The sequence below is a fragment of the Allohahella sp. A8 genome, from assembly GCF_047946665.1.
Lineage (GTDB): Bacteria > Pseudomonadota > Gammaproteobacteria > Pseudomonadales > Oleiphilaceae > Allohahella.
Window position 1 is genome coordinate 2,520,940 of the sequence record NZ_CP172312.1, and the last position, 19,254, is coordinate 2,540,193.

Annotated in this window: 18 protein-coding genes and 1 tRNA gene; 8 read left to right on the forward strand and 11 right to left on the reverse strand. The window is 56.1% G+C overall.

Annotation, left to right across the window (positions count from 1 at the left end; genetic code table 11):
- Positions 1-26: 26 nt before the first annotated feature.
- From ACH3PB_RS11275 to ACH3PB_RS11300, 6 genes are all read left to right on the forward strand, one after another.
- A complete protein-coding gene (locus ACH3PB_RS11275; RefSeq protein ID WP_416394889.1) occupies positions 27-1,655 on the forward strand; it encodes a CHASE2 domain-containing protein in 1,629 nt (542 codons plus the stop codon).
- Positions 1,633-2,166 carry an SH3 domain-containing protein gene (locus ACH3PB_RS11280; protein WP_416394891.1) on the forward strand — a complete coding sequence of 178 codons (534 nt, stop codon included), beginning with the start codon at positions 1,633-1,635 and terminating at the stop codon, positions 2,164-2,166. The genes ACH3PB_RS11275 and ACH3PB_RS11280 overlap by 23 nt, the downstream gene beginning before the upstream one ends.
- Entirely contained in the window at positions 2,166-3,056 is an 891-nt protein-coding gene (locus tag ACH3PB_RS11285) for a M48 family metalloprotease (protein WP_416394893.1), read from the forward strand. Before ACH3PB_RS11280 ends, ACH3PB_RS11285 begins: the two co-directional genes overlap by 1 nt.
- A 111-nt stretch (positions 3,057-3,167) precedes the next feature.
- Positions 3,168-3,980 carry an N-formylglutamate amidohydrolase gene (locus tag ACH3PB_RS11290; protein WP_416394895.1) on the forward strand — a complete coding sequence of 271 codons (813 nt, stop codon included), beginning with the start codon at positions 3,168-3,170 and terminating at the stop codon, positions 3,978-3,980.
- Complete coding sequence (locus tag ACH3PB_RS11295) at positions 3,971-5,188, forward strand: tyrosine/phenylalanine carboxypeptidase domain-containing protein (protein ID WP_416394897.1); 1,218 nt, start codon at positions 3,971-3,973, stop codon at positions 5,186-5,188. Before ACH3PB_RS11290 ends, ACH3PB_RS11295 begins: the two co-directional genes overlap by 10 nt.
- Positions 5,185-6,231 (forward strand): hypothetical protein, encoded by a 1,047-nt coding sequence (locus tag ACH3PB_RS11300; RefSeq protein ID WP_416394898.1) that lies wholly within the window; start codon positions 5,185-5,187, stop codon positions 6,229-6,231. The genes ACH3PB_RS11295 and ACH3PB_RS11300 overlap by 4 nt, the downstream gene beginning before the upstream one ends.
- A 12-nt stretch (positions 6,232-6,243) precedes the next feature.
- On the opposite strand, the gene ACH3PB_RS11305 is transcribed toward ACH3PB_RS11300, so the two are convergent.
- The 4 genes from ACH3PB_RS11305 to ACH3PB_RS11320 all read right to left on the reverse strand — a co-directional run bounded on the left by ACH3PB_RS11305 (position 6,244) and on the right by ACH3PB_RS11320 (position 10,661).
- Positions 6,244-7,041: a DUF805 domain-containing protein gene (locus tag ACH3PB_RS11305; protein ID WP_416394900.1), complete on the reverse strand. Its 798-nt coding sequence runs from the start codon at positions 7,039-7,041 to the stop codon at positions 6,244-6,246.
- An 86-nt stretch (positions 7,042-7,127) separates the two neighbouring features.
- Complete coding sequence (locus tag ACH3PB_RS11310) at positions 7,128-8,138, reverse strand: hypothetical protein (protein ID WP_416394901.1); 1,011 nt, start codon at positions 8,136-8,138, stop codon at positions 7,128-7,130.
- A gap of 113 nt (positions 8,139-8,251) precedes the next feature.
- A complete protein-coding gene (locus ACH3PB_RS11315; protein ID WP_416394903.1) occupies positions 8,252-9,442 on the reverse strand; it encodes a phospholipase D-like domain-containing protein in 1,191 nt (396 codons plus the stop codon).
- A gap of 79 nt (positions 9,443-9,521) precedes the next feature.
- The gene (locus ACH3PB_RS11320; RefSeq protein ID WP_416394904.1) at positions 9,522-10,661 is read right to left on the reverse strand and encodes an AI-2E family transporter; all 1,140 of its coding nucleotides are present in this window, start codon (positions 10,659-10,661) and stop codon (positions 9,522-9,524) included.
- A gap of 165 nt (positions 10,662-10,826) precedes the next feature.
- Here ACH3PB_RS11320 and ACH3PB_RS11325 point away from each other — a divergent pair, with 165 nt between their 5' ends.
- Entirely contained in the window at positions 10,827-11,663 is an 837-nt protein-coding gene (locus ACH3PB_RS11325; RefSeq protein WP_416394906.1) for a MerR family transcriptional regulator, read from the forward strand.
- A 36-nt stretch (positions 11,664-11,699) separates the two neighbouring features.
- On the opposite strand, the gene ACH3PB_RS11330 is transcribed toward ACH3PB_RS11325, so the two are convergent.
- On the reverse strand, positions 11,700-12,545 hold the full coding sequence (locus tag ACH3PB_RS11330) for a metal-dependent hydrolase (RefSeq protein ID WP_416394908.1): 846 nt from the start codon (positions 12,543-12,545) through the stop codon (positions 11,700-11,702).
- 227 nt (positions 12,546-12,772) lie between these two features.
- Here ACH3PB_RS11330 and ACH3PB_RS11335 point away from each other — a divergent pair, with 227 nt between their 5' ends.
- A complete protein-coding gene (locus ACH3PB_RS11335) occupies positions 12,773-13,507 on the forward strand; it encodes a 1-acylglycerol-3-phosphate O-acyltransferase (RefSeq protein ID WP_416394910.1) in 735 nt (244 codons plus the stop codon).
- Between the two features lie 11 nt (positions 13,508-13,518).
- Here the strand turns inward: ACH3PB_RS11335 and ACH3PB_RS11340 are convergent, their stop codons facing one another.
- From ACH3PB_RS11340 to pheS, 6 genes are all read right to left on the reverse strand, one after another.
- Positions 13,519-14,655, reverse strand: a complete 1,137-nt coding sequence (locus ACH3PB_RS11340) for a sensor histidine kinase (protein ID WP_416394912.1) — start codon at positions 14,653-14,655, stop codon at positions 13,519-13,521.
- 238 nt (positions 14,656-14,893) lie between these two features.
- Positions 14,894-14,970: transfer RNA gene (locus ACH3PB_RS11345), tRNA-Pro, on the reverse strand.
- 50 nt (positions 14,971-15,020) lie between these two features.
- Positions 15,021-15,377, reverse strand: coding sequence for a MerR family transcriptional regulator (locus ACH3PB_RS11350; protein ID WP_344802952.1), 357 nt, complete (start codon positions 15,375-15,377; stop codon positions 15,021-15,023).
- Positions 15,361-15,660 (reverse strand): integration host factor subunit alpha, encoded by a 300-nt coding sequence (gene ihfA, locus ACH3PB_RS11355; protein WP_344802950.1) that lies wholly within the window; start codon positions 15,658-15,660, stop codon positions 15,361-15,363. The genes ACH3PB_RS11350 and ihfA overlap by 17 nt, the downstream gene beginning before the upstream one ends.
- Before the next feature lie 3 nt (positions 15,661-15,663).
- On the reverse strand, positions 15,664-18,213 hold the full coding sequence (gene pheT / locus ACH3PB_RS11360; RefSeq protein WP_416394914.1) for a phenylalanine--tRNA ligase subunit beta: 2,550 nt from the start codon (positions 18,211-18,213) through the stop codon (positions 15,664-15,666).
- Positions 18,214-18,242: 29 nt separating this feature from the next.
- Positions 18,243-19,238, reverse strand: coding sequence for a phenylalanine--tRNA ligase subunit alpha (pheS, locus tag ACH3PB_RS11365; RefSeq protein WP_416394916.1), 996 nt, complete (start codon positions 19,236-19,238; stop codon positions 18,243-18,245).
- Between the last annotated feature and the right edge of the window lie 16 nt (positions 19,239-19,254).

The following is a 19,254-nucleotide window of genomic DNA, read 5'->3' on the forward strand; positions in this document are numbered from 1 at the left end:
CGCGTCCATGGATGGAGACTCCCCTTTTGCTACGCCCAAAGAATCACGCGCTCGCCTATTACTGCGTCGCGCTACTGTTATCGCTCGCCACGCTGGCCGAATTCCTGCATTTCAATTATCTCGGGAGGCTCGAAAGCGGTGCCTATGATCTCTCGCTGAAACATCGACTGTTTTATGCCCCAGCCGATCCCGACATCGTCATCGTCGACATCGACGAAAGGTCCCTGGCTGCAATGGGTGAAGAATACGGCCGTTGGCCTTGGCCACGTGCGGTATTGGCGGAGTTCGTCGAAGGACTACAGGCGCAGGCGCCCGCCGCAGTGGTTTTCGATATTCTATTCTCCGAACCTGACATCTATAACCCTGAGTCCGACGCTTACCTCAATTCAGTTGCGGAGAGCTACGACAACGTCTTCTTTCCGTTCATCCGGCTGCCGGCGCACAACGACGCGCTCAGCGAACTGCGCCCGTCAATGGTTCCGGGCTTTCAGCGACTCGACCATCTGCCGAGTTCAGACGCACCCCTGGCCGCCATACTCCCCTTCCTGAACGCAGCAGTGACTGCCGGTAGAATTGGCACCAATACCATCCAACCTGATGACGATGGCATCGTGCGCAGCTACGAACTTTACGAGATACACGATGGCTGGTTGATTCCGTCGCTACCGATGACACTGGCCAGTCAGCTGAATGAAGCGACGCCCCAGGCGCAGTCACTGCTCATAAACTGGCGTGGTGATGTAGGTGCCTATGAATCGGTCAGTTTCGTCGAAGTATTTGAGGACTTCCTCCAGCGTGAACCATCACGGCCAGGTGATGAGTTCAACAACAAGATCATCATCATCGGCTCAACGGCCCCCAGTCTGCACGACCTGAAGCCGACACCGATCGCACGCTCGCACCCTGGCGTGGAGATTCTGGCCACCGGCATCGACAACGCAATCAACAGGGACTTCATCCGCACCTTCCAGGCGCCCTGGGTGCCGCTGGCGATCGCGCTGCTGATCATCTGGATCACCGCCATTGCATTTGCGCGTCAGGTACCGGTGGCGGTCATCGATGGTCTGTATGGCGCCAGTCAGGGTGGACTGCTGGTTCTGGGCTTCGCCAGTATCAACGTGTCGAATTTCTATCTCGACCTGTCTGCGCCGGTCTTCTTTGGTCTTGCCTATTTTGCCGCTGCCAGAGGCTATCAGATCTACAGCACCAGATCCGATTCCAGGCGGATCTGGCAGAAACGCTTCGAGAGTCCCGGTCCCGTGGCTATCGGTGTACTGCACTTTCCTTCAAAGACAAACGCGAAGCAGCTGATACGGCAGACACTCGCACGCATCAGGAAGCTTTTCAGGTCCGTCTATATCGAGAAAGTACCAGTGGAAAATAGCGGCCTGAAGATAACCTTTGGCGAAACCTATTTCGTTTTCAATCTGTTCGAAGAGCGTCCTGAGCTCTTTTCCACAACCGGCCTGAAGGATCTTCTGCAGAAGACGGGTAGCGGCTCAGTGTCATCCGAAGGGCTCTTCGTAGCGTCCAGCGTCATGCATTTCGAGTCCGACCGTGCCACCAACGAACAGCTCTGGAAATCGCATGCGTTCACACTTCTTCAATCAACCACCAACACAGGGATTTGTCGTGAATACACCCCGTCGAACTAGCGCCGCGCTATTGGCAGCCGTTCTCTTATGCGCACCAGTCACCATCTTCGCCCGTGAGGCGAGCGTGGGCAAACCTTCGGTTCTTTATGCAGAACCATTCAAGGACGCAGTAGTCCTGCAGAAGCTGAGCGCAGCCACGACTGTCAAGATTCTCCAGCGCAAGGGTGGCTGGTCGAAAGTACAGCATCAGCAGAACGAAGGTTGGGTCAGGACGCTCGATTTGCGGCTTGGCAAGGCTGCAGAAGGCTCCGTCGTGGCGGATACCTTCGGGCTGGCTACTGGCCGTTCGGGTAGCGGCAACGTGGTGGCTACCACCGGTATTCGTGGCCTGGATGAAGAAGACCTCAAGAGTGCCAACTTCAATGCAGAGCAGATATCGCTAGCGGAAAGCTTCCGCATCGATGCACCAGTCGCTGAGAGTTCCGCGGCCAGTGCGGGGCTGCAAACGCACAGCGTCCAGTACTTTGATGCTGAAACCGAAACTACAGGCACCAACAACAGGCACGACTGATGAATCGCAGAACAATTACCGGCTTACTCGCAACCGTCAGCGTTTCACTCCTGACTGCGCCCACCCTTGCCTTCGATCTCGGCGGCCTTGCAGGCGACATTCTCAACAAGGCCACTTCCTCCACGACTCAGCCGGCCAACGAGCCGGTGAGCGACCTGTCCCGCGGCATCGAGGTGCTATCGATACTGACCACTGACGTCGCCGAGGATGAGGAAGTTGCGATCGGCCGAGAAATTGCCGGACGCCTACTGGGTGCTGCACCACTGGTTTCGGATGCCGATCTCCAACGCTACGTCAACCGGATTGGTAAATGGGTCGCGCTGCAATCCGAGAGACCGGGTCTTGAATGGACATTTGGCGTTATCGAGTCCGACTCCATAAATGCTTTCGCCAGCCCCGGCGGTTACATCTTCATAACCAAAGGTCTCTACGCACTGCTGAACAACGAGTCGGAACTTGCCGGTGTGCTTGGCCATGAAATTGGTCATGTGATCAGACGTCATCACCTGGAACTGCTCAATCAGTCAAAGCTCATCGATACCGGATCGAAGATACTCAGTGACAAGGTTCGCGACCGCACGCAGGTGGTAGACAACCTGATTGGCAACGGTGCCGAGATACTGGCGCGAGGTCTCGACAAGGATGCCGAGTACGAAGCTGACCTGATCGGCGTCGTCCTGGCTTCGCGAGCCGGCTATGACGCCTATGGGCTCCCCGTGGTGCTGCAGGAAATCGGCCACAGTTCGAAGGGGCATGAAGGAGGCGGTCTGATGTACAAGACCCACCCGCTACCTGACGACCGATTGGCTCAGCTTGACGAATTCGCCCCGCGCTTCCCTGATCAGGGCCAGCTTACTGGTACAGGACTCTATCAGCTGAAGAAGCGCTGAATACAACCCAAGCCGCCAATGAGGGCCTACTGAAGTAGGCCTTTCAGACAAGAACCAAACTCGCTCTAGCCGCCGTATATCCAGCTGTATGGACAAGCAGGAGGTGGCAGTTTGGGCAACTCAGAAACAAGTGCAACAAACAGGGACAACTGGATAATTCACAGGACCGGCGGGCCTGTTCTGGCTACTGCAGTGCATGCGGGCCATACGATCCGCGAGGAGCTGCAACCCTACCTTGCTGCCGACGATGCCGAATTGCGCCGCGAAGAGGATCCACTAACGGATATTTGGGCCTCAGCGGCGCCTGATCACCTGATCTGCCGCACATCGCGCTTCGAGGTCGACCTCAACCGCTCGCGCGATATGGCCCTCGCGACCAGGCCAGAAAACACCTGGGGCAAGAGAATCTGGCGCGAAAGCCCCCCGCAGGAGATGATCGAACGGTCCCTGGCGCAACATGACCGCTTCTACGCGCTCATGCGGAACTGGATCGAAGACCTCATTCGCCTACACGGCAAGATCCTGCTGCTGGATATTCATTCCTACAACCATCGCCGAGACGGCCCTTATGCGCCGGCAGCCTCACTTGCAAGCAACCCCGACATCGACCTTGGGCTTACCGAATTGAACCATGACCGCTTTGGTTCGCTGGTAGGCGTATTCAGCGAAACGCTCAGTCAGGTGCCTTGCCAGGGGCGTAATCCCGATGTCCGCGGCAATGTCCGTTATCCCGACGGTGGCAATTGGCCGGAATGGGTGTTCGCCGAGTATGGCGACGATGTCTGCACGATTACCCTGGAATACAAAAAGTTCTACATGGATGAGTGGAGCGGTCATGCTTATCTGCCCGTGGTGGAAGACCTGCGCGTCGGTATTTCTCAGGCCATCGAGGCAGCAACACAGGAGTTGAAGCGATGTCGCTGACAGCCGATCTGAAAAGTGGAAAAAAAGTCGGGCATCTCAAGCCCCTCCCGCCTGTTGCAGCCGAAGTGGATCGCGAGCTCGTCGGCATAGACGACAAGGTAGACTGGTTGTATTACCTGTCGCCATTGCATAACGACGAAATCTGGGAGCGCTTTCAGGAAACTGGTTACAAGGAAGAGCCAAAGCTCGAATACGTCGCCGTTCCGGAGAACTACAAACATCTTCGCAAGGCGCTGCGTGAGCTGCGAGTGGATGACATCGAACATCCTGCCGTTCACGCCCTTCTTCTTGAGAAACAGAAAGAGCTGGAACTGCAATGCGAGCTTGTGCTCCTGCGCGATACTGAAGGTTTCGCAGCAGTATCCGTCGATCTGTTTGGCGGTACGGACCGAGCGCTTCTCCACACAGCCGAGCGAATCCTCAACTCGGTGGAGGATGAGGATCAGACTCAGGACAGCGCCGGCTGCGATGAAGTCGCTGCCGCTGCGGAGCAACACCTGGCCTATTACAGACAGAAAGCGCCTGACCTGGCCGCCAGGGTCATTATCCAGCCGGATCTGAACTCGATGATGATGGTTCACCGTGGCAACCTGGAAATCGCCCGCAGCGTTCATCTGTCGCCGGAGCGAATTGAGGCGCTGATGGCTCACGAAATCGGCGCGCATGTGGTCACTCGTTACAACGGGCACCACCAGGTTATCAAGCAACTGGAAGTAGGTCTGGCCCACTATGACGCCTTGCAGGAAGGTCTTGGAACGCTGGCGGAGTACCTCGCTGGCTATCTGCCTCCCAGGCGTCTACGTACTATTGCTGCACGTGTCGTTGCGAGCGACCTCGTCGTGCAACGCAAAACGATCGTGGATATCTTCGAAGTTCTTCACGAAGAGCACGGCATTCCGGCAGAGGATGCGTTCGACATTGCGGTGAGGGCTCGCCGCGGGGGTGGTTTGACCAAAGACTCGGTCTATCTCCACGGACTGCAGAACCTGATCGAATATCTTGCCGATGGTGGAAGCCTCGAATTCTTGTACCTCGGAAAATTTGCTCTTCAACAGCGCTTCATATTACAGGAGCTTGTGGACGACGGCTTCGTCGCCATGCCGCGCCTTCTGCCGCGTCACATGGAATGTCCCAACTGTTTGGAGAGATTGGAACGTGTTCGCAGCCTCAGCGTGGAATCGCTATTTCAAGGAAGACCTGAATCATGAAAATTGCTTTCATTATCAATGATATCTGTACAGAAAAAGACAACTACACAACGATCAGACTGGCTAGGAGAGCGATCGGTCTGGGCCATGAAGTCGTGCTCGTGGGCATCGGCAACCTCATCTACGAATCGAATGAATCACTTGCGGCAATGGTCACTCGGCCGAGCAGAAAGGACTATGAAGACGATAGCGATCTTCTGGCGGATCTGCAGTCAAACGAGGTGCCGAAAACCCGTTGCAACCTGAGCGAGATGGACGTGGTACTGCTGCGTTTCGATCCCGCTGACGAAATCTACACGCGTCCGTGGGCACCGCCATCGGCTCTATTGTTCGCGCAGTTACTGGCCAACCAGGGCATCATCGTGCTCAATGATCCCACTCACCTGACCGATGCTTCGAACAAGACCTATTTCCAGACATATCCGGAGCTTGTCCGACCGAAAACCGCGATCGTTCATGATGCGGCGGAAATCAAGAATGTGGTTGAGCGCTTTGGCGGCAAGGCTGTTATAAAGCCGCTGCAGGGTTCGGGCGGTCAAGGCGTATTCATCATCAACGAGGAGTCAGGGTCGAATCTGAACCAGATGATCGAAGCCAGTCTGCGCGATGGCTACGTTATCGTTCAGGAGTACCTCCCACTGGCTGCAGATGGGGATCTGCGTCTGTTGACGCTCAATGGCAAACCTTTGCAGGTCGATGGCGTTTATGCCTGCTTCAAACGCTACAACGATTCAGGCGATGGCCGGTCTAACATTACGGCTGGTGGCAAGATAAAGATGGCCGAACCTGATGATGATGCACTGCGTCTGGCCGAGGCGGTCGGGCCGAAACTCGTTCGCGATGGCATGTACTTCACTGGACTGGATATCGTCGGCAACAAGATGATGGAGATCAACGTGGATAGCCCGGGTGGGATTTCCATGGCCGAAGACCTGACCGGCAAGGACTTCTCGGGCGCGATAATCGCCGATCTCGAGCGCAAGGTCCGTCTGAAGCGCTATTACGGCGGCAAGCTCAGTGTTACCGAGCTTGCTGTCATGTAGGTCTCAGTCGAACTAGACGTAGCCTGCCTTCTTGAGCATGGCATAGGCCTGGTTCAGACGCTTCGACTCCTCCTCGGCTTTCAGCCTTACTTCTGGGGCAGCACTGGCCACCTTGTCGGGGTGGCACTGCTTCATCTTCTGACGATAGCGCTTTCGAACTGCGGCTTTATCAGCCTCGGGGCCAAGGTCAAGTACCTTGAGGCAGGCCGAGATCGAATCTGGCGCCGCACGGTCGGCTCGCGCGTTCTCGGATTCCGCCTTCCCGTTCCTGGTCGCCTTGTACACGAAGATCTGACCATACTGGTCGATTTCCATTCTGAACGGCTCGCGGCAACTGCCGCATCGACCTATGCCCGCCTGGGCAGGTAGCCGAATCCTCATCTTGCGCTCGCAGCTTGGGCACCAGACGATCTTCTCCTGTTGTGATTGCGCCGCTGACTCGTTACCCCGATTCGTTGGGCCTTGCGCCGCATGGCGGGTACGTGCGCCTGCAGTTCGATCAAAGCGCCCGCGCTCGAACCCGGCCCCTCGCGATGGCGTAATGCCGAGTATGAGCAGCCATAACAGATTGAGTCCGGGCAGTATGACCAGTACAGATAGCCAGGCCGGCCATCCGGTATCTCGACTCCGTTTGGCCATGACTGCGAGAAAGGGATACAGCAGTATGAGATAGACCGGCAGCGAGGCGCTACTGAGGAGCCCATTGGCCCAGAGCAAGGCAGCGGCAGCCAAAAGGCCGGCCATGGCCGCCCAGTACGCGGACCGGCCCAGTCGGCCGTGGAAGGATAAATACAGCGAAACGATATCCATGCTCAGGTCATGCTCACATCAAGAGAAGGTCATTGATGGAGCATTGTACGCTGGCTGGGCGGCTCTGGCTGCGATCTGTGTGAATTTCAGCGGCTAAACGGATAAACCTGGCCGTCAGGCGACAGCGCCTGCAGGGTACCATCACGCCAGCTCAGCCTACGCGTACTGAACACATCACCGGTATTACTATCGCACACCTGATCAGCGCTTCGAACGATGAAGGTAGAAATCACGCCATTGCTGTCATTGTACTGCCAGGTACCTTGCAGCAGAACATCTGTCATTTGGCCATCCACCGTGCAGCGTCTGGTCACCAGCAAATTATCGTCGCTGACGAAACTGACCAGGATCGGACTCTCGAGACCGTTTTCTGCTGTGGCCTCCAGTACCCAGAGGCCGGAAGGCGACGCTGGATCGTAGGGTCGAGTGTCCGGCGTGACCGGGTCGCCATCAGCACCAGGATCGATTGTGTCCTGCAAGCGCGCGAGTTGTGACTCGAGATGGCTGATAGCGTCGATGACCGGAATGAGACCAATTCGAGTAATCGTCAGTCCAGCGTTCGGCAATAGCTGCGTCACCGCTGTGGAGGCGGCAAAATCCGCTATGGTCTGCGCGAAAATGACCTGGGTCGCATTTAGCTTGGCCTGCTCGGAAATCGTAATGCCATTCTCCGGATTACCGTCGACATCGAGCGACTGCAGTAGGCGGATGATATTGGTCACCTCATCATTGATGCGCTCTTCTGTGGACATATCCAGCGGCGTGACGATGGGTGCAGCAGCCACTTCGGGCAGCGCCAGATCACCGATGGCAAAGGTCACCCGTTCTCCGGGCAGATAGCTGAACTCGCCCTTCGCATTTGTCACGCCCACACGGGACGCCGTGCGGTAGTCAATATTGGCTACCGGACTGTCGAGGAAGACCCCCGTTAACACCTGTGGCTCATCAGACGAAGGCGTCTGCCCCGCTCCACCACGGTCCGGCTGTCCCACTACAGGATCAGTGGCTTGCGCTGGACTACTGGAGTCACCGCTACTGCAGGCAAGCAGTGTAAGACCGAGCGAACAGACAAAAGCAAGATTGAGCTTGGTAGACATACAGGCATCCGTGACATGTGTATTCTTCGAATGTCCGTATTAGGCCATATCAGAAAATGCCGAACTGTGAACTGGCACACGCTAGCGTCCCGTCCGGGCGCCCAGATCAGGCGCTACAGCTGCTGCTTGAAAGGTTTCAAGGCCACTTCGCCAGCTCGCTGCCAGAGCGACCGGCGTTTCCACCTGGTGAAATCGATAGGCTCACAGCATTCGACATCATCATCGAAATCGGCATTCAGACGGGCCGCAACTGCTGCGGAATCCACCACCATGCTGATCTCTTCATCCTTCTTCATCGAACGCTGGTTGAAGTTCGCCGAGCCGATACAGACCAGCTCGCCATCAACGATGATCAGCTTGGTATGGAGCATGGTCTTCTGATAGAGCAGCAGGGTCACACCGGCTTCCAGCAGTTGTTTGAAGCCATCTTCACCACCGAGTTGCGACACCCGCTGGTCGGTATGCCGGCCAGGCAGCATGACCGTTATCGAAACGCCCCGGGCTACAGTCGCCGCCATAAGATCGATCAGCACGGGATCAGGCACGAAATAGGCGGTGGCAATCCGCACTTCGCTATGTGCGCCGAACAACAGTGCCTGAATGAGGGTTGCAACGTCTGACCAGCCGAGTGTCGAGCTGGACTTCAGCACCTGAATCGGCACATTGCTGAAAATGTTGCTACCCGGTTGCCGCACCTTGTCAGGCACCGAGACTGGGTGGAGAAGATCCGGCTCGACAAGACGACCCTCATCCACCCAGTTGCCCAGGAAAGCTGCATGCATACCTTCCAGACAGGGACCGGTGAGTTGAAAGTGCGTGTCGCGCCACTGATCGGGATTCTCAGCATTGCCCTCCCACTGGGACGCTATGCCGACCCCACCCGTGAACCCGATACACTGGTCCACCAGAAGAATCTTGCGATGCGTTCTGTGGTCGCTTCGCCACATTTTCCAGGTAGCCATCGGGCGAAACCAGCGAAGGATTACGCCGGCGTCCCGCATGTTGTCCAGCAGCTCGTCATTCATGGTAGCCGCGCCGTAGCTGTCGAGCAGCACACGCACGCAGAGCCCCTCCCGCGCCTTTTGAGCCAAGGCCTCGGCGAATTCGACGGCGATATCACCCGTCCAGTACACGAAAGTGAGAAACTCGATTCGCTCCTGCGCCGCGCGGATGGCCTCGAGCATGGCCGGGAAGATCTCACAGCCATTTCTCAGAATGCGCAGCGTGTTTCCGGTGGTGAAGGTGACGCCGAGCGCATGCTCGAGCACGGCTCGCTTATCAGGAATATCAGTAGAATCGGTCATCAGCTCTCCAGTAGCAGCATTGCTGCTATCCGACTTCGTGTAGCTATCAGAATCAAAGGTCATAGGTGAAGCATAAACGCTAAGACTCGGGACCGCGACCGTCTCTTGAAATGGTCGACAGATTTCGAGGTGCGGTAGGCGGGCTACCGAGCTTCAGAATCATCTGCAGCCTGGCAATGCCCGGCAAGTTCGCCAGCAGGATCTTGATCGTTGCCAACATTGGCGTAGCCATCAAGGCGCCTGGGACACCCCAGAGCCAACTCCATATGATGACCCCGAGAAACACCGATACGGGGTTCAAACGCAGACTGTGCCCAACTGCCGTAGGCGTTATGAACTGGCCTTCGAGCGTGGTCAGGATCAGAAAGATCCCCGGCACCGCCAAGGCATCGGCCATTACAGGAAACTCGGTGAGTCCCACCATAGTCAGCAGTGCGGCTGTCGCCATGGCGCCGATATAAGGTACGAAGTTGAGCATTCCGGCCAGAGCACCCCAGAACAGCGGATTTGGCACCTCGAGCAGGAATAGATACCCCGCCGTCAGCAGACCAAGACAGGTGTTGATAATGGTGACCATGCCCAGGTAGCGGGAAATGTCGCGCTGTATTTTGGTCGCAATATAGACGGTCTGCCGCTTACCACGCCAGGTGGAGTTGAGGCGAACCATTCGACGGAGGAAGTGCTGATTGGCCGACAGCAGGAAAAAGGTCAAAACCAGCGTGATGATGAGGTAACCGGTAAACTTCGGCAGGCTCTCTGTCATGAGACCACTCACCACGTCCGGCTCCTTGATTTTAACCGCCAGCGGCTCTGCCCCCTTCGTCACCTGTTCAATCTCAGTCAGGTTCTCCACTTCCTGTGAGACCCGCTGCAAGTCTCCGAAGGCGCCACCGCCGGTGGCGACAAATTCCTTCAGCGTCTGCAGGTTCGCTGGTAGCTCTTTCAGTAGCTCCGCAGCTGGCTGGGCCAGGAAATCCGTGAGCACAAGCAACAGGACCAGCATCATCACTATGATGACGGCCGCAGTTAGGGCCGAGTGAATGCGATACCGGTTACCGAATTTGACGATGGGCAGCAGCAGCGAGCTCAATAGCCACGCCAGTACAATCGGCACGAGTATGCCCGAGGCGAAATATAAGGCCGTGGCTAGTGCAAGCATCGTCAATATGAGCAGACAGACGACCTTGCAACGCTCGATATGCAGTTCACTCTGGGTCATTGCAAAACTCTACGTGGAGATATCATTGTTATTGGGACGCCAGCAAATTGCTTAGTGGCTGCGGGCAACACATCCTGGGTTACGTTTCCTTCTGTTACATACGATATACTGGCACAAACCGCTGTTCCCGCCGGAACTTTCGATACACTGCCCTGGAATGGACTCATGCCCCCAAAGGATAGAACCCGCCGATTCATCGAACAGGTTTCGCAGATGAAAACGGAAAACCTGCAGGACAAGAGCAGAGTCGAACGCGAATACACGATCGATGAACTGGCACGTGCGACCGGCACGACCACCCGTAACATCCGCGCCTATCAGGAACGGGGTATTCTCAGGCCACCAAGGCTGCGCGGTCGGAAAGGGATTTACTCCGATCAACATTATTCGCGACTGCGACTGATTGCCAACCTGCTTGAACGCGGCTACACACTTTCCAGCATTGGAGATCTTCTTACGGCAGTCGAGCAGGGAATGGACCTGAAGAATTTCGTCGGCATCGAGTCTGCCCTCACCAGTCCATGGACCGATGAGGAAACTGTAGTCATGCCGCTACAGCAGCTCATGAGCATGTTCGACACGAAGATGAGCGGTGAAGCGCTGGCCAAAGCCAGGGATCTGGATCTGTTCCGGATCGAGGGGGACCACGTGTCTGTTAGAAGCCTGCGGATGATGCAGGCAGGCGCAGAGCTGGTCTCGACCGGCATCCCCTTCGAAGAGCTGTTGGACATCATCCAGATGTTGCGCGGCAACGTGGAGCGGGTTGCCAACGAGCTGGTGAAGCTCGTTTCAGAGCATGTGCTGGAAAAATACGATGTCGAAGCCACGCCGCCGAAGGAGGACCTGCCTCAACTGGTCGATCTGATCTGGCGGCTGCGGCCACTTGCCGAGATGGCGGTGCATGCGGAGCTCGCGCGGGCGATGGAACGGGCCGCCAATCACTTCCTGGGCGACCGACTGGAGACTATCATCCAGGACCTGGAGGGCATCAAGAGAAATTAGACGCCCCTCCTCAGGCCCGTAAAGTGCCCCTCATACTTACGCAGCCTGCTGCTGACCGAAGCCGTCGACCCGTGCCACCAGCTCGTCCAGCTGCTCCAGATGATGTCGGTTGTCATGCTGCCACGGATGAAAGCCTGGCTTGAACCACGCAAACCATGCTGGAAGAGCCTTGCGGAAGACACCCGGTCTCAGCCAGAGGTGTCTGGTGAGTGACCACCAGCCGCGTAGATTGGTCAATGCCTGGCTGCGCCGTAGAATCCTCAGATAGAAAATCGTGCACAACGAGAAAAAGATGGTTGTGGCCATGAGCAGGGTCAGGCTGCGCAGGCAGTAGGCCTTCACCCCGGTGCCTATGACTTGCTGATAGACATCGAAGGCAACAGCCTTGTGCTCAGTTTCTTCCAGTGCATGCCACTCCCAGAGCGCCTTGAAACGTGGCTCGGCACCCTCGAGGGCGGCGGGGCTCTCGAGCAGTGCATCCGCCATGATTGCCGTGAGATGCTCAAGTGCCACCGTCACAGCCAGACAGTAGGCGGGTGAAGTTATCTTCTGCAGACGCTTCAGTCGCCGCGTTACGCGCGCCTCCATAGCCTTGATTGGGAACCCTGCAGCTTCCATCGCATCGTTATAGATCTGGTGCTCCCGGCCGTGCATGGCCTCTTGAGCAATGAAGGCCTTGACCGACGCCTTGAGTTCCGGCTCATCGATCTGATCACGATAATAGCGCACGCTCTCGATGAAGAAGCGCTCGCCCTGGGGAAAGAACAGCGAAAGCGTATTGAGGAATTGTGAAACATGTACGCCGTCGGCATGCCAGTCAGTCACCCTGTCGACTGGCAAGAGGAATTTGAGGTTGCGCTGTATCGGGTTGACGATGCTCATTGGACACTCCTTCCATAGGTGGAGACTTGCTCTTGTTATCTGCCATCAATCTATGGCACATAGATAATGTATACAAGCGCACACGACAAAGGCAAGGACTTTTTTAATCAGCGTTGCTTGTACTTTGGACCCGAGTCACTAGGGTAAATAGTGCATGATTAAGCCGTGGCCATTCCTTTCAAGGCATGGCAAGGTAGGCGACTTTCCAATTACTCGCGGATGTTCGAATGCTGTTTATCGTACGTATGGTGCTGTTGAGCGTGCACTTCATCGTGGCCAGTCTGGTTGGTCTCGTTGTTTGCCTGGTTAGGCCTTTCAATCCCGATAACAGCCGTATCGCTGGACGGCTGTATGCCAGCCTCGCCCTGCCGATCCTCGGCGTTCGCGTTCAGTCGGAGCGACTCCCGGTAAGACCTGCACCCTGCGTCTATGTTGCGAATCACCAGTCAAACTATGACCTATTCGTCATGGGTGGCATCATCGCGCCTCGCACGGTGAGTCTCGGGAAAAAAAGTCTGAAATACGTGCCACTCTTCGGGCAGTTATATTGGCTTTCCGGAAATGTCCTTATCGACCGCGGCAATGCCCTGCGATCCAGACAGTCGATGGCAAAGACGACAGAGACCCTGCGCCATCGCAATACATCCATCTGGTTCTTTGCCGAGGGCACGCGAAATCCCAGCGGCCAATTGCTGCCTTTCAAGAAGGGGGCTTTCCAGATGGCCATAGCGGCTGGCGTACCCATCGTGCCGGTCTGCGCCAGCAGCTATATGCGGCATATTGACCTGAACCGCTGGAACAGCGGCACAGTACTTATTGAAGCCCTGCCGGAAATCTCCACCACGGGTCTTGGCCCTGAAGACGTCCCCACCCTACTGGCACAATGTCATGCACAGATGCAGCAACGTATTCGGGAACTGGATGCGCGGGTTGTCCAGGGCGACTTGTCAGCCGACACCTGATCATGCGGCGATCAGCTGACGGTGGTGTGTGAGGGTGTTCTTGGAAGTGTCACGTGGAAGACGGTGCCTTCAGATAATGTGGAGCTTACCTTGATGCTACCTTTATGAGCAATCACAAGCTCACGCACAATGTAGAGCCCCAGCCCCATGTTCCGGTGAGGATTGGCTTTACCTGAGCTGGTGCTCTCTGCAAGCTCGAAAATCCGCTGATGATCCTTGGCAGGAATAGGCTCCCCGTTGTTGTGAACGCTAAACTCGACAGCGCCAGGTCGCCCCGAACAGCAGACCTCAATCTCGCCATTCTTTGTGCCATGCTGAATGGCATTGGCGATGAGATTCTGACAGATCTGACCCAGTCGGCCTACGTCCCATTCTCCGGTGCAATCGCCGGTAGTGGTCTCACGAAAGATGTGGCCAGGATGGGATGCCCGGAATTCGTCGACGACCCCGCTCGCTACCGATGACAGGTCGGCCCATACCGCATCGATCCTCAGCCCACCACCAATGCGACTCTGGGTAAAATCCAACAGGTTATCCAGCATGCCCCTCATGCGCTGCACGCTGCCAAGGATCCGGGAGCCTAGATGTATGTGACTACCGTCACTGTCTTTCATGAGTTTAAGGTTCTCGGCGCCAAAACTAATGGCTTGTAGCGGTGCACGAAGATCGTGCCCCAGCATGCCGAGGAAGACATCCGAGTTCTTTCTCACAGCATCCGAATAACGTGCAACAGATTCAGCAAGTGCCTGGTCAATGGCCTCGTTGAATCGGATCACATCCTCTACACCCTCCTGTTCTCGAGAGCGCGGCTCCTTGAACCAGAGACGGAGTACGCTCGCCCTGAGGGCACGGTATTCCGCTACGAGCAGAGTTATCGAAAAACCGGACCGCAAGCGGCCGTCGGCATGTGTCTCTGCAGCCGTTTCGGCACCGACTGGAGGGGCTCCGCCCTGTGACTTGTTCGCGCGTTCAGATTCTGTTTGTGCCGTACCCATGTCTTCAACAATGACCAGCAACATGTCCTGCGCATGATCACGAAGCTCCATTACGTCCATGTTCCCCTCCGGCGGCTGGATGGTACGCGCAAACGTTTCCCATTCCTGGATGATGGCTTCCATGTTGGAGATAATGAATTTGTTTAATCGCATAAACACTCTCCTCGTTGCTCAGGTCATTACCAAACGGAATACTGCCTTGAAGAGCCTTGGAACAGGGACCGTAGCACATCCGGTGCGCTGCAAGTGATCAATGGCACTAAAATCTCTTTCAGTCGCCGGATAACAATTACACGAGGAGATGGCTGAAGCGCCAGGTAAAATATCTTGATCCGATCCTGCTGGCTCGAATACTGGAGGGATTTGCGCTATCGGAGGTTTGAACAAGAATTGGTCGGGACGGGAGGATTTGAACCTCCGACCACCTGCACCCCATGCAGGTGCGCTACCAGGCTGCGCTACGCCCCGAAATCCGAGAGAACAATGACTTGCCACTCAGGAAGGGTGGCGATGATAGCCTAGGGCTCGAGAACCTTCAAGACTTCTTCGAGTTCTGTAATCATTTGGCGTATCAACTGGCGGGCCTGGGTCGCATCATCTTTCTGATCGTCACCAGTCAATTTGAGCTTAGCGCCGCCAATGGTGTAACCCTGGTCGTACAACAGACCGCGAATCTGACGGATGGTCAGCACGTCCTGACGCTGGTAATAGCGACGATTGCCGCGCCGTTTTACGGGCGCGAGCTGAGGGAACTCCTGCTCCCAGTACCGCAGAACATGAGGCTTGACGCAGCAGAGCTCGCTGACCTCGCCAATCGTAAAATAACGTTTGCCCGGAATTGTTGGCAATTCCGCGTTATTACTCGCCTCCAGCATACGCCTCTACTTTCGTCTTCAATTTCTGCCCAGGACGGAAAGTGACGACTCGCCGGGCAGTTATCGGGATTTCTTCACCGGTTTTCGGATTGCGCCCCGGACGTTGATTCTTGTCCCGCAGGTCAAAGTTACCGAACCCCGACAGTTTGACCTGTTCGTTGTGGCTTAGTGCTTCTTTGATCTCGCCGAAAAACAGCTCGACCATTTCTTTGGCTTCCCTTTTATTGAGACCGACTTCCTCGAACAGCGTTTCCGCCATGTCAGCCTTGGTTAAAGCCGTCATTCACTAACTCCTTAGAACCGCTCCAAACTGCTCGCGCAGGCGAGTGACTATGTCATTGAAAGCGGACTGTACTTCTTCGTCACGAAGCGTTCGGTCAGGGTGCTGCCAGACAACACCAATACCAAGACTCTTCGTGCCCTGTTCCAGCCCTTTCGCCGCCTCGCCGTTCTGCCCCTGATAGACATCGAACAAGACCTGACGTTGAAAGTAGTCTCCCCCAGCAGAGCGTACAAGTTCACTGACTGCGTGATAGGAGATGGCTTCATCAATAATGATAGCAAGATCTCGCCGAATTTCAGGATATCTGGAGATCGACCCGCTTTTCGGCAGATCGGTCGCCAGAACCTCGCTTAAGCGTAGTTCAAAACCGAAGACTGGGCCATTCATGTCCAGAATTTTCAGTGCTGCCGGATGCAACTTGCCTGCGTAACCAATCGTTGTATCGACCCCATCTTCAAGGCCCTGATTTCGTACAGGTTTCTCAGACTTGCGAACAATTCTGCAGCGCTGTCCCTGTTGAAAGATGGCGCCATAGTGGCCGTTGTCGTCGTCGAAGGCCTCATAGCTGATGTTTTCATGGCCTGTTCGGGCCGCGAGTAACTGCTCGATGCTGCCTTTCATATCGAAGAAATCGACAGGTTTGGCCTTGGCATCACGACTCTCGGGCATCGGTGAACCGAATAGAACCCCAGCCAACATCTTGTCCTGCACGATCCTGGCACTCACTGCGAGCTCCGCGGGGCGGCCCGGTGGCATAGCACCAGTATTCGACATACCGGCTGTCGCTTGTTGCACGGGAATAAACCTCAGACCGGTTTCAAACAGTCTTACCCGGCTTTGCTGCCTGTTCTGGTTGTATCGCGTGGCCTGTAACAGACCTGGCAACAAACTCACCCGCATCTGGCCCATATCGCTGGCAATGGGATTCGCAAGATCGATACCCGGCAGCGTTGGGAACAGCTTTGACTGCTTTGCCCCGTCGACGAAACTGTAGGTAATAGCTTCCTGGTACCCCAGAGTCAGCAGTGCCTGCCGGATCTGAGCGAGCTCGCGCTGCTTTTCCGGCAAGGGCTGAAAACCGATGGCCGCTTTAGGCTTGGTAACCGGTAGTTTGTTGTAGCCGTAGAGGCGCGCAATTTCCTCGATGATGTCGACTTCCCGCCGCACATCAAATCGGTGAGCCGGCACATTGAAGCGCCAGCCATCCTTGTTCACCTGCTCTACCCGGATATCGAGCAGTCCGAGCAGTTGTTCAATTTCGTCGCGACTGAGCTGGAGCCCAAGGAGATCGGCCACATACTGTTCGCGAACGCTGACCGGAGGACGCGCCGGCATGGTCTCGACATTCAGCTGTACATCGACAGGCCCTGGTTCACCACCACAGATATCAAGAAGCAGCTGGGTGGCCCGATGTACGGCCCGCTCCTGGTGATCGGGGTCGACACCACGCTCAAAACGATGAGAGGCATCCGTATGCAGGCCATAGCCACGAGCTCGACCAGCCATGGGCACAGGCGCGAAAAAGGCACACTCGAAGAGGATGTTCCTGGTTTTTTCGGTAACGCCACTATTGAGGCCACCCATAATACCCGCTAGTGCCAGCGGCCCAGCGGCATCCGCAATGACCAGGCTGTTGTCAGAGAGCTCTATGGTGGTCTCGTCGAGCAGTGTCAACTTCTCTCCGGCGACTGCGTGCCGAACCTGCAGCTCGTCCTTCAGCACATCCAGGTCGAAGGCATGCATGGGCTGACCCAGCTCCAGCATGACATAATTGGTCACGTCAACCGCCGCATCAATGCTGCGGATTCCCGAGCGACGCAGACGTTCTACCATCCAGACTGGCGTGGGCCGACTGAGATCGACATTGCGAACGATGCGCGAAGTGAACTTCGGACAATCGGCAGTAGCCGTAACCTTGACCGGGAACGTCGCATCATGAGCCGCAGGCACTTCAGCCGAGACCTGAGCCAGCAGTTCATCATCGATTCGTATACGATTGACAGCGGCCACTTCACGCGCAATACCAAGCACACTCAGACAGTCGCCCCGGTTGGGCGTAAGATCGATATCAATGATACTGTCGTCGAGCCTGAGGTACTGGTCTATCGGCTTACCCGCAGGGGCCGAGGGAGGCAGTTCCATCAAGCCATCAGCGGCTTCACTCAGCTGAAGCTCTGCTTCCGAGCAGAGCATGCCAGACGACTCCACACCACGCAGCTTGGCCTTCTTGATCTTGAAGGGCTCACCTTCGGCACCCTTAAGAACAGCACCAATACGGGCAAAAGGCACCTTGATGCCTGGACGGGCGTTGGGTGCACCGCAGACGACCTGATAGGTCTGTATGCCATCACTCACGGTGCAGACGTTCAGCCGATCTGCTTCCGGATGTTTCTCCATGGCCGTGATCTCGCCAACGACGACATCGGTGAAGGCGGCTGCCACAGTTTCCACGGCATCGACTTCGAGCCCAGCCATGGTAATCTGATGTACCAGCGCAGATGTGCTTAATGCCGGGTCTACCCAGTCACGCAACCACTGCTCGCTAATCTTCATTGCTTATCCTCAATACGCGGTGTCGCTTGCTAGAACTGGTTCAGGAAGCGCAAATCGTTTTCGAAAAACTGGCGGAGATCATTCACGCCATATCGCAGCATCGCCATTCGCTCGACGCCCATGCCGAAGGCAAAACCGCGGTATTGTGTGGTATCGATGCCAGAAGCCTCGAATACCGTCGGATGCACCATGCCGCAGCCCATGACTTCAAGCCATCTGACCTGGCCATTTTCGTCACGACCCCATTCGATATCCACTTCTGCCGAAGGCTCGGTGAACGGAAAGTATGAAGGGCGGAAACGAACCTCGAGATCGCGCTCGAAAAACTCTCGCAGAAACGAAACGATGGTGCTTTTGAGATCCGCGAAGCTCACCTGTCTGTCGACCAGCAGACCTTCGACTTGATGAAACATCGGCGTATGGGTCTGGTCTGAATCGTTGCGATAGACGCGCCCAGGACAGATCATCCGGAATGGCGGCTTCGCCGACTCCATGACCCTGACCTGTACAGGCGAGGTATGGGTACGCAACAAGGTGCCAGGATCGAAGTAGAACGTGTCGTGCATGGCACGCGCGGGGTGATGGGCGGGAATATTGAGGGCTTCGAAGTTATGGTAATCGTCTTCGATCTCGGGGCCTTCCTCAACGCTATAACCACAGCGGGTGAAAAATGCTTCGATCCGTTGCATGGTCCGGGTGACCGGATGCAACTTGCCAGTACTCTGCGATCGACCCGGCAGCGTGACATCAATGGCTTCAGCCGTAAGCTGGGCTTCTAGCGCCGCTGATTCAAGCTGGGCCCGCTTATCATTCAAGGCGTCCTGTATACCGCTCTTGGCCTCGTTTACCCGAGCACCGAAAGCGGGACGCTCTTCCGCACTCATTTTACCCAGACTCGACATCAGGCCAGCGAAATGACCTTTCTTACCCAGGTAGTCGACCCTGATCTGCTCGAGCGCCTTCAGGTCGCTCGCTTGTTGAATCGAACCCTGCGCCTGATGCAGCAAGGCTTCAAGGTTGTCCATTTGCCATCCTCATTGT

What these genes read in the sequence shown, in the direction of transcription:
- ACH3PB_RS11285 (WP_416394893.1), top strand. Translation starts at nt 2,166, where the DNA reads ATGAATCGCAGAACAATTACCGGCTTACTCGCAACCGTCAGCGTTTCA.
- ACH3PB_RS11295 (WP_416394897.1), top strand. Translation starts at nt 3,971, where the DNA reads ATGTCGCTGACAGCCGATCTGAAAAGTGGAAAAAAAGTCGGGCATCTC.
- ACH3PB_RS11300 (WP_416394898.1), top strand. Translation starts at nt 5,185, where the DNA reads ATGAAAATTGCTTTCATTATCAATGATATCTGTACAGAAAAAGACAAC.
- ACH3PB_RS11305 (WP_416394900.1), bottom strand. Translation starts at nt 7,041, where the DNA reads ATGGATATCGTTTCGCTGTATTTATCCTTCCACGGCCGACTGGGCCGG.
- ACH3PB_RS11310 (WP_416394901.1), bottom strand. Translation starts at nt 8,138, where the DNA reads ATGTCTACCAAGCTCAATCTTGCTTTTGTCTGTTCGCTCGGTCTTACA.
- ACH3PB_RS11315 (WP_416394903.1), bottom strand. Translation starts at nt 9,442, where the DNA reads ATGACCGATTCTACTGATATTCCTGATAAGCGAGCCGTGCTCGAGCAT.
- ACH3PB_RS11320 (WP_416394904.1), bottom strand. Translation starts at nt 10,661, where the DNA reads ATGACCCAGAGTGAACTGCATATCGAGCGTTGCAAGGTCGTCTGTCTG.
- ACH3PB_RS11325 (WP_416394906.1), top strand. Translation starts at nt 10,827, where the DNA reads ATGCCCCCAAAGGATAGAACCCGCCGATTCATCGAACAGGTTTCGCAG.
- ACH3PB_RS11330 (WP_416394908.1), bottom strand. Translation starts at nt 12,545, where the DNA reads ATGAGCATCGTCAACCCGATACAGCGCAACCTCAAATTCCTCTTGCCA.
- ACH3PB_RS11335 (WP_416394910.1), top strand. Translation starts at nt 12,773, where the DNA reads ATGCTGTTTATCGTACGTATGGTGCTGTTGAGCGTGCACTTCATCGTG.
- ACH3PB_RS11340 (WP_416394912.1), bottom strand. Translation starts at nt 14,655, where the DNA reads ATGCGATTAAACAAATTCATTATCTCCAACATGGAAGCCATCATCCAG.
- ACH3PB_RS11350 (WP_344802952.1), bottom strand. Translation starts at nt 15,377, where the DNA reads ATGCTGGAGGCGAGTAATAACGCGGAATTGCCAACAATTCCGGGCAAA.
- ihfA (WP_344802950.1), bottom strand. Translation starts at nt 15,660, where the DNA reads ATGACGGCTTTAACCAAGGCTGACATGGCGGAAACGCTGTTCGAGGAA.
- pheT (WP_416394914.1), bottom strand. Translation starts at nt 18,213, where the DNA reads ATGAAGATTAGCGAGCAGTGGTTGCGTGACTGGGTAGACCCGGCATTA.
- pheS (WP_416394916.1), bottom strand. Translation starts at nt 19,238, where the DNA reads ATGGACAACCTTGAAGCCTTGCTGCATCAGGCGCAGGGTTCGATTCAA.